This is a genomic window from Streptococcus sp. Marseille-Q8145 (assembly GCF_965112035.1).
In genome coordinates this window covers 385480-402330 of record NZ_CBCOPQ010000001.1, presented here as the reverse complement: position 1 = coordinate 402330, position 16851 = coordinate 385480, and the positions used below count along the sequence as shown (strand labels likewise).

The following is a 16851-nucleotide window of genomic DNA, read 5'->3' as shown; positions in this document are numbered from 1 at the left end:
GGGATTTTTTATATTTATCAAAAACTTGATTAAAAATATGATATACTAGTTAGGAATGAATTTTTTTGGAGGATAAATGTGAAGAAGAAGTTTTTGGTGTTTGGATTGATTTTGTCTGCCTTTTTATCACCGCTTTCTGCTGCGGCAGATGAATTGGTAGATATGGCACGAAAAATGTATCCCAATGAAAATGTACAAGCAATCAATCGTCCTAAGTCATCTTTGATGATTGACGGAAATACGGGCGATATACTGTGGCAGGATAACATCGATGAGGTTCGCGATCCAGCCAGTATGAGTAAGATCATGACCTTGTATTTGGTTTTTGAAGCCATTAAAGAGGGAAAACTCAGTTTAGATACGGTGATTAAGGCGACGCCGCAAGATCAGGCGGTTGCGGAAATTTATGAAATTTCCAATAATAAAATCGTGGCTGGGGTCAATTATACTGTTTCTGAGCTGATTACCATGACAGTTGTACCCTCTTCTAACGCAACAACAGTGATGCTGGCAAATTACCTATCAGATAACGATCCCGATGCTTTCTTGGATAAGATGAACGCCAAAGCGCAAGAACTAGGCATGACCAACACCAAATGGTTTAATGCCAGTGGTGCTGCTGCGGTTTCCTTCAAAGGTTACTATACTCCTCAGAGATATAATAATTATGTTAGCAACCAAACGACTGCGCGTGATTTAGGGATTTTAGTTTATAATTTTGTAAAGAACTATCCAGATATTTTAAATTATACCAATCAGGCTAAAGTAACTGTCAAGGCTGGCACGCCTTATGAAGAAACATTTGAGACTTATAATTACTCACTGCCGGGTGCTCGCTACGCTCTGGAGGGAGTAGATGGTCTGAAGACGGGTTCAAGTCCGAACGGTGCCTTCAACTACATTGCAACTGTCAAGCGCGGAAACCAGCGCGTGATTGGCGTTATCATGGGCGTTGGTGACTGGGCTGACCAAGATGGTGAATATTATCGCCATCCATTTGGAAATGCCTTGATCGAAAAATCTTATGCTGACTACGAGTACAAGAAACTGTTCTCTAAAGGGAAGCAGGAGATTAATGGAAAAACTTACAATCTGCCAGAAGATTTTTATGCGACAATCAAAAAAGATGCGAAGGCAAAGCCTGTAGTTGAGAATGGTGTCTTGAAGGCTGGAAATGATCTGTACACGCTCTCTCCAAAGATCTCTGATGAGATGAAAGTGGAGGAAGTAGATACTTCTGTTACCCAGTCTGCCAAAGAAGAAGTTACTGAAAAAGACAATAATAAAGTCTGGTATAGTGACCTGCTGAGCAACCGCTGGTTACTTGCCTTGCCAATTGTCATTATTATTCTGATTTTCTATATCGAGAATCGGAAATCGAGAAAAGCTAAAGCAAGGGCTAGAAAGCAAAGATTTAAATAAAGGCTTGTGCTTATTTTGCAAGCTGAGATAGAGGCTGGGACAAAAGTCCTAGCCTCTCAATTGTCTTTGGATTGTCGAGCAAGACGCAGTGGTTGAGTGGGCTCTACTACGCTGATTTCATCAGCTTTTACAGCCCTACTCAACTGTGCGGAGGTGGGACGACGAAATCTAATTCTAACGAATTACCGATTTCTGTCCCACTCTCTATTCTATTTTTGGAGAGGTTTTGATGATGGGGAAAAAGTTTTCTAATAGCTATTTGGCTTATTTTTTGATGTATAATTTTTATTTTCTGTCCAATTCATTGTTTTCGACCTTGATATCCGTTTATATGCTGGATAAGGGCTACACAGCTGGCCAAGTATCTATCGTCGTATCAGCTTCTTTCTTTTCTTCCATGCTGGCTCAGCCGATCATGGGGCTGTTAAATGATACACTTGGCATCAAGAGAGTTTCGCTTATCAGTTTTTTCCTGATTATCCTGGGAGATATCTTTTTCATGGAGGCTGATAATCTATGGCTCTTGGCCATCTGGTATAGTTTTGTCTTGATGCTCATCAATGGGGTGGGCACTGTGATGGATGTACTAGCAACCCAAAGTCCTTATAAATATGGGAAAATCCGAATTTGGGGAACGATCGGTTATGCCATTGGTTCACAGCTGGCAGGTTTGATTTATAAGAATATTTCTCCCCAGGCCATCTATCTGGTCTTTATCGGGACTATGATGCTGAGTATTTTAGGAGTTCTTGGCATGAATCCCAAGCGGGATAGGTTGACTAAAAAGACTGAAAAAAAAGGCCATTCGCTCTTTTCAGCCATTCTTAAAAACAGAACCTATCTTTTTTATCTTTTCCTTGTTGCTCTTTACTCTGGTGTGGGCAATACAGGGCATACCTATATTCCATCCATGCTAGAATCCAGTGGCTTGAGTGTTGATTGGGCAACGACTGTTGTCGCTGTTTCTGTGCTGTGCGAGGCGCCCTTGATCTTTTATTCCTACCTTTTCATGGATAAGATATCTGTCAAAAAGTTGCTCTATATTTGTTTAGGTATGATGCTCCTTCAGTATGCGGTTTATGCTTTAAACTTTGGCTTGGGTTCGAAAATTGCAGTGACCCTGCTTTCCAAGCATGCTTCTGGCATGGTACTGACTATGCTTAGTCTGCGCATCGTAGCAAATTTGGTGGATGAAAAATATTTGGTGACCGCTTTTGCGTTACTACAGACAGGGAGAAATCTAGGAACAATTTTCATCCAGAATATGTCAGGGTCTATCTTAGATGGTTTTGGCTATGGTAGTATGAATTTCATGTTGGCAGCCATTATAGGTCTAGTGCTCTTGCTTGCTCTCTTTTTGAAAGTTCCTGAAAAAAAGAATCAGAATCTATTTGGATAAGAAAAAACGAGTCTGGAAACTTTTCAGCTCGTTTTTGTTTGGAGAGATTACATAAGTGAGAGAGTAAATAATACCTTCGTTCCATTTCACAAGCCCTCTCTTTGGTGTTTTAATTACGAATAAAAATATAAAAGACATTATATTGAGAGGGAGATGCTCATGTTGCTTGCGAAAAATGAAGAGGGAATTTTGCTGAATGCGATGGAAAATCAGCCGTCTCTAGGCGAACAACTCTTTTGTCCGGCCTGTTCGGGAGCGGTCCGCTTCAAAAAAGGAAGGGTCATGCGACCGCATTTTGCTCATATTTCTCTTGAAAATTGTTCGTTTTATACGGAAAGTGAAAGTGCGGAGCATTTGAACTTGAAAGCTGGCCTTTATAGCTGGGGAAAGCAAAGCCAAGAGGTGCAGGTGGAGGCCTTTTTGCCTGAGATAAGGCAGATTGCTGACCTTTTGTTGGACGGTCGTATAGCCCTGGAGGTCCAGTGTAGTCCATTCAGTCAGGAAAGACTTGAGGAAAGGACGCTGTCCTATCGACAGCATGGCTATCAAGTTCTCTGGCTTTTGGGCAAGAAATTATGGTTAAAACAGTCGCTGACGAAACTGCAAAAGGACTTTCTTTATTTCAGTCAAAATATGGGCTTTCATCTTTGGGAATTGGATGAGAAAAAGCAGGAGATTCGGCTTAAATATCTCATTCACGAGGACTTGCATGGACGAGCTCAGTACAAGGTCAAATCCTTTCCTTTTGGCCAAGGCTGTCTTTTATCCGTCTTGCGCAGTCCCTTTCAAAAGCAGGGGTTAGAGAGCTATCTGGCTAAGCAAGATCCGAAGATTTGCCGCTATGTTCGTCAGCAGCTTTATTACCAGCAGCCTCGCTGGATGAAGCTCCAAGCCCAGCTCTATCAAAAAGGAGACAATCTTCTAACCAAGTCGGCCGAGGATTTTTATCCGCAAGTTCGGCCTGTCCAAGCCACCTCCTTTTGTCAAATAACAAAGGATTTAACTTCCTATTACCAGCGCTTTTATCGCTATTATCAGGCTGAAAAAAATAAGCAGCTTCAAATTATCTATCCACCAGTATTTTATGCGAGGATTTCCCCCACTTTTATGATAAAATAGAAAAGATGGAGGAAATTTCTATGGCAAAACAAAGAAATGAAATTGAAGAAAAATATACTTGGGATTTGACAACCATTTTCCCAACAGATGAAGCCTTTGAAGCAGAATTGGCGCAGGTTTCAGAGGAAGTGAAGAAAGCAGCTAGTCTAGCTGGACATTTGCTGGATTCAGCGGACAGTCTTTTGACAACGACTGAAGTGCAGTTGGACTTGATGCGTCGTATTGAAAAGCTTTATTCTTATGCTCACATGAAGAACGACCAGGATACTCGTGTGGCTAAGTACCAAGAGTATCAGGCTAAAGGCATGACTCTTTACAGCGATTTTGGTCAAAGCTTTGCCTTCTACGAGCCCGAATTTATGGCGATTACAGAAGAGCAATACCAAGCTTTCTTGGCTGAGCAGCCAGCACTGCAACTGTACCAGCATTATTTTGACAAGCTTTTGAAAAAGAAGGCTCATATCTTGACCCAGCGCGAAGAGGAGCTATTGGCTGGTGCTGGTGAAATCTTCGGTGCAGCGGGCGAAACTTTTGCTATCTTGGATAATGCAGATATCGTCTTTCCGATGGTGCATGACGAAGATGGAAATGAAGTTCAGCTCAGCCACGGTAACTATATCACTCTGGTTGAGTCTAAGAACCGAGAAGTCCGTAAGGAAGCCTACGAGGCTCTCTACAGCGTATACGAGCAGTATCAGCATACCTATGCCAAGACTCTGCAGACCAATGTCAAGGTTCACAACTACAATGCGAAAGTCCGCAAGTTTTCATCTGCCCGTGAAGCGGCCTTGTCAGCGGACTTCATTCCAGAAAGTGTCTATGACAGCCTAGTTTCAGCTGTCAATAAGCATTTGCCTCTTTTGCAACGTTATATTGCTTTACGAGCGAAGATTTTAGGAATTTCTGACCTGAAGATGTATGATATGTACACACCTTTGTCAGAGACAGACTACAAGTTCACTTATGAGGAAGCATTGGCTAAGTCTGAGGAAGTCCTGGCTATTTTGGGTGAGGATTATTTGAGCCGAGTGAAGACAGCTTTCTCAGAGCGCTGGATTGATGTTCATGAAAATCAAGGCAAGCGCTCAGGAGCATACTCAGGCGGTTCTTACGACACAAACGCCTTTATGTTGCTTAACTGGCAGGACACGCTGGATAATCTCTTTACTTTGGTGCACGAGACAGGTCACAGTATGCACTCAAGTTATACTCGTGAGACCCAGCCTTATGTTTACGGGGACTACTCTATCTTCCTAGCTGAGATTGCTTCGACAACCAATGAAAACATCCTGACAGAGAAGCTCTTGGAAGAAGTAGAAGACGATGCTACCCGCTTTGCTATTCTCAATCATTTCTTGGATGGCTTTAGAGGAACCGTCTTCCGTCAAACCCAATTTGCTGAGTTTGAGCATGCTATCCACAAGGCTGACCAAGAAGGGCAAGTTTTGACCAGCGAGTTTCTCAATGACCTCTATGCTGACTTGAACGAGAAATACTACGGCTTGAAAAAAGAAGACAATCCACAGATTCAGTACGAATGGGCTCGGATTCCGCATTTCTACTATGATTACTATGTTTTCCAATATTCGACAGGCTTTGCAGCCGCTTCTGCCTTGGCTGAAAAGATTGTCTATGGCAGTCAGGAAGACAAGGACAAGTATCTGGACTATTTGAAAGCTGGGAACTCTGACTATCCGCTCAATGTCATCAAAAAAGCAGGTGTAGATATGGAAAAAGAAGACTATCTAAATGCAGCCTTTGCAGTCTTCGAACGCCGCTTGGATGAATTTGAAGCCTTGGTAGAAAAGTTGGGACTGGCATAAGATGGTCGAGACTTATAATCAAAACTCTAATCCCAATATGCGTCGGCCAGTGGTCAAGGAAGAGATTGTAGACTTTATGAGACAGCGTCTCCAGCCGGTCACTGGCGGGCTCAAGGAGCTGGAGGATTTTGCCAGAGCTGAAAATGTACCTGTGATTCCCCATGAGACAGTGGCTTACTTCCGCCTGCTACTTGAAAGTCTGCAGCCAGAGAAGATTTTAGAAATCGGGACGGCTATTGGATTTTCGGCCCTTTTGATGGCGGAACATGCGCCTCAGGCTCAGATTACGACTATTGACCGCAATCCAGAGATGATTGAGCTTGCTAAGGCTAATTTTGCTAAGTATGACAGCCGTCAGCAGATCACCCTGCTAGAAGGCGATGCGGTGGATTTGCTTGAGACACTGGAGGATTCCTACGACCTTGTCTTTATGGACTCTGCCAAGTCCAAGTATGTGGTCTTTCTGCCTCAGGTTCTCAAGCGCCTCAATCCTGGTGGTCTGGTCCTCATTGATGATGTCTTCCAAGGCGGTGATGTTGCCAAGCCTTTTGAGGACATTAAGCGCGGTCAACGGGCTATTTACCGAGGTTTGCACAGCCTATTTGACGCAACTTTGTATAGTCCAGATTTGACTGCGAGCTTGCTTCCTTTAGGAGATGGGCTGCTTATGGTTAGAAAAAAATAATCCCTTCACTTTTTTCTTGATTTCCAAAAATTTTTAGGAAAAATTAAGATATCAAGTTGGATTTGTGGTACAATAGACAAAGTGAATTTATTGAAGGAGTAGATGAAATAATGAAGAAAAAAATCCTTACAGGAGCAGTAACTCTCTTTTCTGTAGTGGCTTTAGCAGCATGTTCACAAACAGCAAAAGATAAAGATATTGTGACAATGAAAGGTGAGACAATCACAGTAAGTGAATTTTACGATCAAGTAAAAAATAATGGATCCTCTCAACAAGTCTTGCTTCAAATGGCAATTAAGCAAGTTTTTGAAGAAAAGTATGGCAAAAAAGTGACGGATAAAGAGGTTGAAGAAGCCTTTGAAAAAATGAAATCCGCTTATGGTTCTGCTTTCCAAAATGTTCTTGCTCAAAGCGGAATGACAGAAGATGCCTACAGAGACCAGATCCGCGCAAATAAATTAGTTGAATACGCTGTTAAGAAAGCAGCTGAAAAAGAGTTGACAGATGACAACTACAAGGCTTTCTTTGAAACGTATACACCAGAAGTGACGGCTCAAATTATCAAGGTAGATAGTGAAGAAAAGGCTAAGGAAGTGCTTGAAAAAGCTAAGGCTGAGGGAGCAGACTTTGGTCAGTTGGCCAAGGAAAACTCGACCGACAAGGACACCAAAGATAAGGGCGGCGAGGTGAAATTTGATTCAACCTCAACAACAGTTGCGGATGCTGTTAAAAAAGCTACTTTTGCCTTAGAAGAAAATGGCGTTTCTGATGTAATCACTGTACGAGGTAAGCAGAACTATTCAGCAAGCTACTACATTGTTAAATTGGTGAAGAAAACTCAAAAATCTGCAAAATGGACAGATTATAAGAAGCAACTAAAAGAGGGAATCCTGACTCAAAAACAAAACGATGCAAGCTTTATTCGTTCTGTTATTTCTAAAGAATTGAAGGAAGCGAATCTGAAAGTTAAGGATCCAGCTTTCCAAAATGTCTTTGCCCAATATGTAGAAGGAGATACTTCTAGCTCATCGTCTAAAGAAGAAAGCAAGTCTCAGTCTTCTAGTTCAGAAGAAAAGAAATCACAATCTTCTAGCTCAGAAGAAAGCAAGTCAGAAGCTGCTCATACTGAAGAAAACCCAGCTCCTGCAGCAGAATAAGCTTGACGAAAAGCCAAGAAGTCAGTATAATAAAATTATTGAGAATTGATTTTCTAGATCTCAGCTCAGAGAATTGGCGGTGCTGCGAGCCATGTGAGAGGAAAATTCATGCTACTCATGTTTCAAACTAAATAGCTAATGAGAATGACAAGTTCATTGAATGAAGGTGGTACCGCGGTTTTTCGCCCTTCAGACAAAGAGCTTGTCTTTTATCTTGACTATGGAGGTAAAGCGATGAAGACCTATCTTGTCAAACAAAAATTGCGTCTAGGTGGCGAACGTTTTGATATCAAGGATGATCGAGGTAACATAGATTACCAAGTAGAAGGATCATTTTTCCAGATTCCGAAGAGCTTCACCATCTATGATGCCCAAGGACAGACAGTTAGCCAGATCAGCAAAATCTTTCTAACATTTTTGCCTCGGTTTGAAATCAAGCTCAGTGACGGGACAAGCTTTTATATTCGCAAGAAACTGACCTTCTTCCGTGATAAATATGAGTTTGACAATTTAGGCCTAAGGATTGAGGGCAATATCTGGGATTTAAACTTTAAATTACTAGATGATCGCGATCAAGTCGTGGCAGAGATTACCAAGGAACTTTTCCATCTGACCTCCACTTATCAGGTGAGTGTCTATGATGAGGCTTACTCAGATTTGGTCATTTCCCTCTGTGTCGCCATTGACTATGTGGAAATGCTGGAAAGTTCATCATAAAAAACATTAAAAAGATTGAAGGAGAAAAATAAAATGAAACAAATGTCAAGTGCTCAAATTCGCCAAATGTGGTTGGATTTCTGGGCAAGCAAAGGTCACTCTGTAGAACCATCAGTTAGCTTGGTTCCAGTAAATGACCCAACTCTTTTGTGGATTAACTCTGGGGTAGCCACTCTTAAGAAATATTTTGACGGGACCATTATTCCTGAAAATCCACGCATTACCAATGCGCAAAAAGCGATTCGTACCAACGATATCGAAAATGTCGGAAAAACTGCTCGCCACCATACCATGTTTGAAATGTTGGGGAACTTCTCTATCGGGGATTACTTCCGTGATGAAGCTATTACTTGGGCTTATGAACTCTTGACAAGCCCTGAGTGGTTTGACTTCCCAGCTGAAAAACTCTACATGACTTACTATCCAGACGATAAAGATTCTTACAACCGCTGGATTGAAGTAGGAGTGGATCCAAGCCACTTGATTCCAATCGAGGATAACTTCTGGGAAATCGGTGCGGGACCTTCTGGACCTGATACTGAGATTTTCTTCGATCGTGGAGAAGCTTTTGACCCAGAAAATATCGGTATTCGCCTGCTTGCAGAAGATATCGAAAACGACCGTTATATCGAAATCTGGAACATTGTTTTGTCACAATTTAACGCAGATCCGGCTGTACCTCGTAGTGAGTACAAGGAATTGCCACACAAGAATATTGATACGGGCGCTGGTTTGGAGCGTTTGGTGGCAGTTATCCAAGGGGCTAAGACAAACTTTGAAACTGACCTCTTCATGCCGATCATTCGTGAAGTTGAGAAATTGTCTGGTAAGGTTTATGACCAAGACGGCGACAACATGAGCTTCAAGGTTATCGCTGACCACATTCGTTCCCTTTCATTTGCCATCGGGGATGGTGCCCTTCCAGGAAATGAAGGTCGTGGTTATGTCCTTCGCCGTCTCCTCCGTCGCGCGTCTATGCACGGTCAAAAATTGGGCATCAACGAGCCTTTCCTTTACAAACTCGTTCCAACAGTTGGAAAAATCATGGAAAGCTACTACCCAGAAGTGCTTGAAAAACGTGACTTTATCGAGAAAATCGTTAAGAGCGAAGAAGAGTCATTTGCTCGTACGCTTCACTCAGGTCAACATTTTGCAGAAACCATTGTAGCAGACTTGAAAGAAAAAGGACAAACGGTTATCACTGGTCCAGATGTCTTTAAACTTTACGATACATACGGATTCCCAGTGGAGTTGACAGAAGAAATCGCTGAGGAAGCAGGCATGACTGTCGACCGTGAAGGCTTCGAGGCAGCCATGAAAGAGCAGCAAGAACGAGCGCGTGCGTCCGCTGTCAAGGGTGGCTCAATGGGTATGCAAAATGAAACCCTTCAAAATATCACAGTAGAAAGTGTCTTTAACTACAATGCCAGCCAATTGCCTTCTAAGTTGGTGGCTATCGTAGCAGACAATGCTGAAGTAGAAGCTGTTTCAGAAGGAACTGCCTCTCTCATCTTTGCAGAGACTCCATTCTACGCTGAAATGGGTGGACAAGTAGCGGACCACGGTCAAATCTTGGATGCTGCAGGAAACGTTGTGGCTACTGTGACAGATGTTCAAAAAGCACCAAACGGCCAACCATTGCACACAGTTGAAGTCCATGCTCCGCTTGCTTTGAACCAAGAATACATACTTAGTATCGACACCAATCGTCGTCTTCGTGTCATGAAGAACCACACAGCAACTCACTTGCTCCATGCAGCTCTTCACAATATCCTTGGAAACCATGCGACACAAGCAGGGTCCCTTAACGAAGTCGAATTCCTTCGTTTTGACTTCACGCACTTCCAAGCAGTAACTCCTGAAGAATTGCGCGCCATTGAACAACAAGTCAATGAGAAAATCTGGGAAGCAATCGCAGTAGAAACGGTTGAGACAGATATTGACACTGCTAAAGAAATGGGAGCCATGGCCCTCTTTGGTGAGAAATACGGTAAAGAAGTCCGTGTTGTGACCATTGGTGATTACTCTGTTGAGCTTTGTGGTGGTACCCACGTTGGCAACACTTCTGAAATTGGCCTCTTCAAGATTGTCAAAGAAGAGGGGATTGGTTCAGGAACTCGCCGCATCTTAGCAGTGACTGGTAAGGAAGCCTTTGAAGCCTACCGCGAACAAGAGGACGCTCTGAAAGCAGTAGCAGCAACCTTGAAAGCACCGCAACTCAAGGAAGTACCTCACAAAGTCGAAGGACTTCAAGAGCAACTCCGTCAATTGCAAAAAGAAAATGCAGAATTGAAAGAAAAAGCCGCAGCGGCGGCAGCAGGTGACGTCTTCAAGGATGTGAAGGAAGTCAACGGCCACCGTTACATTGCTAGTCAAGTTTCTGTATCAGATGCAGGTGCCCTTCGTACCTTTGCGGATAACTGGAAACAAAAAGACTACTCTGACCTTCTTGTCCTAGTAGCAGCTATTGGAGACAAAGTCAATGTCCTCGTAGCTAGCAAGGCTAAAGACCTTCATGCAGGAAACCTTGTCAAAGAATTGGCACCAATCGTCGATGGACGTGGTGGTGGTAAACCAGATATGGCCATGGCAGGAGGAAGCAACCAAGCGAAAATTCAAGAACTCTTGGATGCAGTTGCAGGTAAATTGTAGTATGCTTTTTAAGATCAGGATTCAGTCCTGGTCTTTTTTACTTCTTATTTTGTAAAGGATCTAAGTCTTTATGACAAAAATCTTTATTTTTTTGACAAATATACTTGTCAAAAAGAAAAGAATCTGTTACAATGTATTTAAGTTAAGAAGAAAAGATAAAAGGAGGAACTAATGGAGATACTGTTTTGGTGTCTACTTCCGATATTTTCTGGTTTGTGGCTGACGTCATCCAGTGAATTGAAAAATGTAAAAAGGAAGTTGAAACGTTTAGAGAGAAATAAAGAAAGGAGTGGAGAAATGTCACGTTTTTTTAAAGAAATGATTGGGAAAAAACCGATCATCATCGGTGAAGTTTTCGGGACAGATTGCTGGGAGGTAGTTGATGCTGATGACGATTGGGTTAAGTTGAGTAAGACCAATAAAAAAAGTCAAACAAGAATCAAGCTCATGCGCATTGACGATATCAAGTCTGTTGAACTGAAAGAAGACTGAGAGGTGTTGTCATGAAGCTGAAAAATCGACTCAAAGAGCTGAGGGCCAGAGACGGGCTGAATCAAACCGACTTGGCTAAGAAGGCCGGCGTATCGCGGCAAACGATTAGCTTGCTTGAGCGGGATGAATATACGCCCTCCGTGGTCATTGCTCTCAAAATTGCTCAGATTTTCAACGAAAGTGTCGAAAATGTCTTTCGCCTAGTGGAGGAAGAGTAGATATAAAAAAGAGATAAAGTAGATGAAATAATATCTTAGTGATTGTATTTATAGTTTATTGGTCCATTTTGTTACGATTATCTTGGGTGGTTTGCACATGCTGTCTTGGCAGCTACTGCTTGATTTGCCTCTGTTAATTTTTGTTTATATCGTTGTTATGCCTGAAATGGATGCTGAGAAAAAAAGGAGAATTAGAATGAAAGAAAAAAGAAAGAAGTCAACTCGATACCGTTTTTGGAGAAATATTGTGTTTATTGCTGTGGGAGGTGTAGTGGGTTTTATCGCTGGCTCTCTGGTCGTTTATTATGACTTAGCAGTTAGAATTGATTTTAGCCAGCTGATTAGCCTGAAGGCAGTGCAAGATATCATGATAGTAGCCATATTTCTGCTTTTTCTAGGAACGCTTTATTATCTTCACATCAGCCGGGAAAGTATGTCACGCTTGGAGAAGATGGAAGATGACGAGGAGATAGAATCATTAGAACAAGCGGGAAATCGAGCTTATGCTCTAGCTGGTATTTTAACGAATTTAATGCAGATTCCCTTCATGTTTTATGCGGCTACTGGCTTTGCAGAGGGAATCCGTCACGCAGATTTTAATATTCTGCCAGTCTTTGGTAAATTTTTCTTCTTGGTTCTTTTAATAACTGTAGCTAGCATTCTAGTTCGAAAAGGATTTAAAACGGTGAATGGAGAAGAGCTCCCTCGCTATAGCAATGTCAGGGAAACCAGAGATTTCTTAATGGATAAGATGGACGAGGCAGAAAAACAGATTAATTATGAAGAAAATTTTGAATTAGTCATGAAATTAGTAAGCTTTATCTTTCCTAGTATCTATATTGGACTGATACTGCTAAATCTTCTGTTCCAACTGGATACGATTTTGGCTTGGATTGCGGTATCGGTCATCTATCTTTATGTTACTGTCAGCCAGTACAAAATCGTTAAACGTTATTATAAGTAAGAAAGTGAGAAGAGGCCTTATGTCACAAGTGATTCAAGTAGAGAATATTTCTAAAAGTTTTGGAGATAAAAAAGCTTTAGAACGGATTAATTTTCATATCGATCAAGGAGAAATTTTCGGATTTTTAGGACCATCTGGCTCGGGAAAAACAACCTTAATTAATATCCTAACAGGCCAGCTTGATGCCGACAATGGTCAAAGTAAAATCCTTGGTAAAGCTTCAGATGCTATTAATGCTCAGGATTTGGTGAAGATTGGCCTAGTATCTGATACAAGTGGCTTTTATGAGAAGATGACTCTCTATAAAAACCTGCAGATATATGCGAAATTATACGATTTAAAAAATGAACGGATAGATGAAGTTTTAGAGCAGGTTGGTCTGTTAGAAAGCAAAAATATTGTAGCAGAGAAACTTTCGACAGGTATGAAGCAGCGGATGTTTCTAGCTCGAGCTCTTTTAAATAATCCTGAGGTCTTATTCTTGGATGAACCAACGAGTGGACTTGATCCCCGTACTTCCAAGGTGATTCATGAGCTTTTGCTTGAGCTGAAGAAAAAGGGAACAACCATTTTTCTGACAACGCATGATATGCATGAAGCGAGCGCCCTTTGTGATCGACTGGCCCTGCTAAATAAGGGAGTATTAGTAGAATATGGCGAGCCGAAAGCTATTATTCAAAAATATAACACAGCCAAGAAAGTTAAAATTAGCTATGAAAATGGAGAAACCGAGCAAATTTCGTTCTCAGAATTGGCTACAAAAGACCTAAAATTAGCTATTACAGTACATTCTTGCGAACCTACATTAGAAGAAATCTTTATTCAATTAACAGGAGAAAAATTAGATGTATAAAAAAATTAAAGCTCTCACATGGCTGCGTACTCAGATTTTATTGACAAACTCTTCTTTGCTTATGTCCGTCTTGCTGCCCTTTGGCCTCCTCTTTTTGTACAATATGATTTTAAATAAGAATGGCAATGCAGGCCAAGGACTATTGAAGATGATCCTGCCTATGACCTTTGCCATGAGTGGCGGCTATATGGTGTCTATTATGATGGCAGAGGACAAGGAGAAGCGTAATCTAAAAACCTTGATGTTGAGCGGGGTTCGTTCTACTGAATACCTCTTATCCATGTTGGTTTATCCCTTCCTATTTACAGTCTTTGCCTTAATTTTTTTCCCATATTATTTGCATGTAGATCTCTCTGGCAAATGGCCTATCTATCTTTTGATCAATCTCTTAATTATTGTTATTATCCTTTTAATCAATCTTTTTATTGGTGGTATTTCCAAGACACAATCTCAAGCTCAGGTTTATAGTTTATTTCCGCTGTTGCTGATTAGTTTCGTGCCTCTATTTGCTAGTTTTGATAAAACAATACAGCATATTCTACGTTTTACTTTTATGAATGCTTTTATCAACTTCTTTGAAACAGGAGACTATTCATTTAAAATTGAAGATTTCTCTAATTTGGTGATTTGGCTTCTTATTTTTATCAGTGCAAGCACTTATGTCTTGAGTAAAGGTCGAAAATGATGGAGGAGATTTTATGAAACTCATTAAAAAATTCAACTTTATGGAAGAAAAGAAATATGTAATCGGTCTAAATGTAGCGGGACTCTTACTGATTTTTCCCTTCTCCATGCTTTTTGCGAAATTGACCCAGCTAATCTTCCGAGCCGATCATTATGATTTTTCGGGTCTAGATCTTGCCTATTTGTTAGTTTTTACCTTTATCCTTGTCGTCATCCATGAGTACATCCACGGTTTCTTCTTCAAGTTTTTTGGTAAAGGGAAGGCCAAGGTCAAGTTTGGTTTTAAAAAAGGGATGGCCTATGCGACTAGTCCAGGAACCTTTTACAATCGTAAGGACTTCTTGGTCATTGGTTTGGCACCTTTTGTTTTGATTAGCTTGCTTCTGACCTTATTGGCCATGCTGGGCTTGCTCAGTTCAACTCTCTACATGCCTCTAGCTAGTATTCATGCAGCGGGCTGTGTTGGTGACTTTTACATCGCTTTGCTGCTGTTGGGCCAGACTGATGATATTCTGGTTGAGGATACTGAGGTTGGGATGAATTTTTACCAGAAAGAAGAGCCTAGTCAGGGCTAGGAATCACAAGTATTGTATGCTTTTTTAAAATGTCTATTAAAGGGTAATATACTTGATAATTTAATGATGTGGAGCAATGTTGATCTTGTCTAAATGGATGGCAGCATGATACCAAATTCAAATTTAAAACAAATGAAACCCGAAGGACTAGAAGTTCCTTCGGGTTTTGTATATAAGAGAAAAATGATTAGACAAGTTCGTCAATAGGAGTGTAATCGAGATTCAAGCCTTCTGCAACTGGTCTGCTAGTGATGTGGCCATGATAGGTTGTGACCCCTTCACGCAATCCAGCGTCGTCTGCAATAGCTTGTCTGAAGCCTTTGCCAGCCAGTGCTTCGATATAAGGAAGAGTAACATTGGTCAGAGCAATAGTAGAAGTGCGGGCTACGGCACCAGGGATATTGGCTACCGCATAGTGGAGGACACCGTGTTTCTCATAAACTGGCTCATCATGGGTTGTCACGCGGTCAGCAGTCTCGATAACGCCACCTTGGTCAACAGCCACGTCAACAATAACAGAACCAGGGCGCATTTGCTTCACCATATCGTCAGTTACCAGTTTTGGTGCTTTAGCACCAGGAATGAGTACAGCCCCAATCACGACATCTGCTTCGCGGACGCTTGCCTCAATGTTAAATGGATTGGACATGAGGGTTTGAATTTGGTTGCCAAAGACTTCTTCCAGTACGGATAGACGTTTGGCGCTAATATCGAGAATCGTAACTTGAGCGCCTAGTCCCAGAGCGATACGGGCTGCATGAGTTCCTACAACACCGCCTCCGATAATGGTAACTTTACCTTTTGGCACTCCTGGTACACCGCCAAGGAGAACGCCAGAGCCACCTGTTTGCTTGGTTAGGAAATGAGCTCCGATTTGAACCGCCATACGACCAGCAACCTCACTCATAGGTACTAAGAGTGGTAGTTGTCCTTGTCCGTCACGTACAGTCTCGTAGGCTACCCCGGTAGTTTTAGCAGTTACCATAGCTTGGGCTAATTCGGGAGCAGCGGCCATGTGCAGGTAAGTGAAGAGTAGGAGGTCATCACGCAAGAATTGGTACTCAGCTTCCAGCGGTTCTTTAACCTTAACAACCAACTCAGCTGCCCAAGCTTCAGCAGCAGTGGCAACGATTTTTGCACCTTGCTTTTCATAGTCTGCATCTGCGAAGCCAGATCCAAGTCCAGCATTTGTTTCGATCAGCACCTGATGGCCTTTTCCTACAAGACTGTGCACACCAGCTGGCGTCAGGGCAACGCGATTTTCATTATTTTTAATTTCTTTTGGAATTCCGATTAACATAGAGCTTTACTCCTTTTTCTAACGCTAGGATCTCCGAATACAGGACTACAAAGGGACCTAGGCCAATTATTGTGTTGTTTTCATTTTAAAGGAAACTGGCGCAAAAAGCAAGAAAAAAAGGATTGTTTTAGACAGAGAATTATGCTATTCTGATAAGAAAAATTAGGAGGAAGAAATGGAAAATATCTATGTCAAGCTGAGCCAGCATTCCAGAATTGAGACGGAGCGATTGATCTTGCGTCCAGTGACTTTGGATGACGCTCCAGCCATGTTTGAATATGCTTCAGACGAGGAGAATGTTCGCTATACCTTTGCGACCAACAAAAATTTAGAGGAAACCCGCAATAATATTGCCTTGTTTTACTTGGCGAATCCTTTGGGGCGCTGGGGCATTGAGCTGAAGGAGACTGGCGACTTTATCGGGACAATTGATCTGCATAAGATCCGCTTGGACTTGAAAACGGCAGCTATCGGCTATGTGATCCATAAAAAATACTGGAATCAGGGCTATACGACTGAGGCCAATTGGGCGGTGCTTGAGCTGGCTTTTGAAGAAATTGGCATGAACAAATTGGTCGCCGTACATGATATTGACAATCCTGCCTCCGGCCGTGTCATGCAAAAGTCAGGCATGATCTTTTCGCACGAAGAGCCTTATGCAGCCCTGGACAAGCATGAGGAAGGGCGCATAGTGACGCGGATGCATTACTATCTGACTAAGGACCAATATTTCGCAAAAAAATGAGAAAGAATATTGACAAGTGCCTATCTACATGATATAGTAGATAGGT

General features: G+C 41.9%; 16 protein-coding genes. 15 read left to right on the top strand and 1 reads right to left on the bottom strand.

Annotation, left to right across the window (positions count from 1 at the left end):
* The first annotated feature begins 78 nt into the window (after positions 1 to 78).
* From ACWPVL_RS02010 to ACWPVL_RS01945, 14 genes are all read left to right on the top strand, one after another.
* Positions 79 to 1422 carry a DUF1958 domain-containing protein gene (locus tag ACWPVL_RS02010; protein WP_454386482.1) on the top strand — a complete coding sequence of 448 codons (1344 nt, stop codon included), beginning with the start codon at positions 79 to 81 and terminating at the stop codon, positions 1420 to 1422.
* 232 nt (positions 1423 to 1654) lie between these two features.
* Positions 1655 to 2821, top strand: coding sequence for an MFS transporter (locus ACWPVL_RS02005; protein ID WP_454386822.1), 1167 nt, complete (start codon positions 1655 to 1657; stop codon positions 2819 to 2821).
* A 159-nt stretch (positions 2822 to 2980) separates the two neighbouring features.
* Positions 2981 to 3940, top strand: coding sequence for a competence protein CoiA (locus ACWPVL_RS02000; RefSeq protein WP_454386480.1), 960 nt, complete (start codon positions 2981 to 2983; stop codon positions 3938 to 3940).
* 20 nt (positions 3941 to 3960) lie between these two features.
* Positions 3961 to 5763: an oligoendopeptidase F gene (gene pepF / locus ACWPVL_RS01995; protein ID WP_454386478.1), complete on the top strand. Its 1803-nt coding sequence runs from the start codon at positions 3961 to 3963 to the stop codon at positions 5761 to 5763.
* Position 5764: 1 nt separating this feature from the next.
* Positions 5765 to 6448, top strand: coding sequence for an O-methyltransferase (locus tag ACWPVL_RS01990; RefSeq protein ID WP_454386476.1), 684 nt, complete (start codon positions 5765 to 5767; stop codon positions 6446 to 6448).
* A gap of 110 nt (positions 6449 to 6558) precedes the next feature.
* Entirely contained in the window at positions 6559 to 7605 is a 1047-nt protein-coding gene (gene prsA, locus ACWPVL_RS01985; RefSeq protein WP_454386474.1) for a peptidylprolyl isomerase PrsA, read from the top strand.
* Between the two features lie 138 nt (positions 7606 to 7743).
* Complete coding sequence (locus ACWPVL_RS01980) at positions 7744 to 8322, top strand: LURP-one-related/scramblase family protein (RefSeq protein WP_454386472.1); 579 nt, start codon at positions 7744 to 7746, stop codon at positions 8320 to 8322.
* A 33-nt stretch (positions 8323 to 8355) separates the two neighbouring features.
* Entirely contained in the window at positions 8356 to 10974 is a 2619-nt protein-coding gene (alaS, locus tag ACWPVL_RS01975; protein WP_454386470.1) for an alanine--tRNA ligase, read from the top strand.
* A 297-nt stretch (positions 10975 to 11271) separates the two neighbouring features.
* Positions 11272 to 11466, top strand: coding sequence for an aspartyl-tRNA synthetase (locus tag ACWPVL_RS01970; protein ID WP_454386468.1), 195 nt, complete (start codon positions 11272 to 11274; stop codon positions 11464 to 11466).
* An 11-nt stretch (positions 11467 to 11477) separates the two neighbouring features.
* Positions 11478 to 11684 carry a helix-turn-helix transcriptional regulator gene (locus ACWPVL_RS01965; protein WP_005590740.1) on the top strand — a complete coding sequence of 69 codons (207 nt, stop codon included), beginning with the start codon at positions 11478 to 11480 and terminating at the stop codon, positions 11682 to 11684.
* A 196-nt stretch (positions 11685 to 11880) separates the two neighbouring features.
* Positions 11881 to 12648, top strand: coding sequence for a DUF3169 family protein (locus ACWPVL_RS01960; protein WP_148877595.1), 768 nt, complete (start codon positions 11881 to 11883; stop codon positions 12646 to 12648).
* 19 nt (positions 12649 to 12667) lie between these two features.
* On the top strand, positions 12668 to 13501 hold the full coding sequence (locus ACWPVL_RS01955) for an ABC transporter ATP-binding protein (RefSeq protein ID WP_125389674.1): 834 nt from the start codon (positions 12668 to 12670) through the stop codon (positions 13499 to 13501).
* Positions 13494 to 14186 (top strand): ABC transporter permease, encoded by a 693-nt coding sequence (locus tag ACWPVL_RS01950; protein WP_454386465.1) that lies wholly within the window; start codon positions 13494 to 13496, stop codon positions 14184 to 14186. The genes ACWPVL_RS01955 and ACWPVL_RS01950 overlap by 8 nt, the downstream gene beginning before the upstream one ends.
* A gap of 13 nt (positions 14187 to 14199) precedes the next feature.
* Positions 14200 to 14760, top strand: a complete 561-nt coding sequence (locus ACWPVL_RS01945) for a DUF3267 domain-containing protein (RefSeq protein ID WP_454386463.1) — start codon at positions 14200 to 14202, stop codon at positions 14758 to 14760.
* Positions 14761 to 14947: 187 nt separating this feature from the next.
* Here ACWPVL_RS01945 and ald read toward each other — a convergent pair whose 3' ends face one another.
* Positions 14948 to 16060 (bottom strand): alanine dehydrogenase, encoded by a 1113-nt coding sequence (gene ald, locus ACWPVL_RS01940; protein WP_454386461.1) that lies wholly within the window; start codon positions 16058 to 16060, stop codon positions 14948 to 14950.
* A 175-nt stretch (positions 16061 to 16235) separates the two neighbouring features.
* Between ald and ACWPVL_RS01935 the strand changes: the two genes are divergently transcribed.
* Entirely contained in the window at positions 16236 to 16805 is a 570-nt protein-coding gene (locus ACWPVL_RS01935; protein ID WP_454386459.1) for a GNAT family N-acetyltransferase, read from the top strand.
* The last annotated feature ends 46 nt before the right edge of the window (positions 16806 to 16851 follow it).

Coding starts and splice junctions, on each gene's coding strand:
- ACWPVL_RS02005 (WP_454386822.1), top strand. CDS start 1,655: ATGGGGAAAAAGTTTTCTAATAGCTATTTGGCTTATTTTTTGATGTAT.
- ACWPVL_RS02000 (WP_454386480.1), top strand. CDS start 2,981: ATGTTGCTTGCGAAAAATGAAGAGGGAATTTTGCTGAATGCGATGGAA.
- pepF (WP_454386478.1), top strand. CDS start 3,961: ATGGCAAAACAAAGAAATGAAATTGAAGAAAAATATACTTGGGATTTG.
- ACWPVL_RS01990 (WP_454386476.1), top strand. CDS start 5,765: ATGGTCGAGACTTATAATCAAAACTCTAATCCCAATATGCGTCGGCCA.
- prsA (WP_454386474.1), top strand. CDS start 6,559: ATGAAGAAAAAAATCCTTACAGGAGCAGTAACTCTCTTTTCTGTAGTG.
- ACWPVL_RS01980 (WP_454386472.1), top strand. CDS start 7,744: ATGAGAATGACAAGTTCATTGAATGAAGGTGGTACCGCGGTTTTTCGC.
- alaS (WP_454386470.1), top strand. CDS start 8,356: ATGAAACAAATGTCAAGTGCTCAAATTCGCCAAATGTGGTTGGATTTC.
- ACWPVL_RS01970 (WP_454386468.1), top strand. CDS start 11,272: ATGTCACGTTTTTTTAAAGAAATGATTGGGAAAAAACCGATCATCATC.
- ACWPVL_RS01965 (WP_005590740.1), top strand. CDS start 11,478: ATGAAGCTGAAAAATCGACTCAAAGAGCTGAGGGCCAGAGACGGGCTG.
- ACWPVL_RS01960 (WP_148877595.1), top strand. CDS start 11,881: ATGAAAGAAAAAAGAAAGAAGTCAACTCGATACCGTTTTTGGAGAAAT.
- ACWPVL_RS01955 (WP_125389674.1), top strand. CDS start 12,668: ATGTCACAAGTGATTCAAGTAGAGAATATTTCTAAAAGTTTTGGAGAT.
- ACWPVL_RS01950 (WP_454386465.1), top strand. CDS start 13,494: ATGTATAAAAAAATTAAAGCTCTCACATGGCTGCGTACTCAGATTTTA.
- ACWPVL_RS01945 (WP_454386463.1), top strand. CDS start 14,200: ATGAAACTCATTAAAAAATTCAACTTTATGGAAGAAAAGAAATATGTA.
- ald (WP_454386461.1), bottom strand. CDS start 16,060: ATGTTAATCGGAATTCCAAAAGAAATTAAAAATAATGAAAATCGCGTT.
- ACWPVL_RS01935 (WP_454386459.1), top strand. CDS start 16,236: ATGGAAAATATCTATGTCAAGCTGAGCCAGCATTCCAGAATTGAGACG.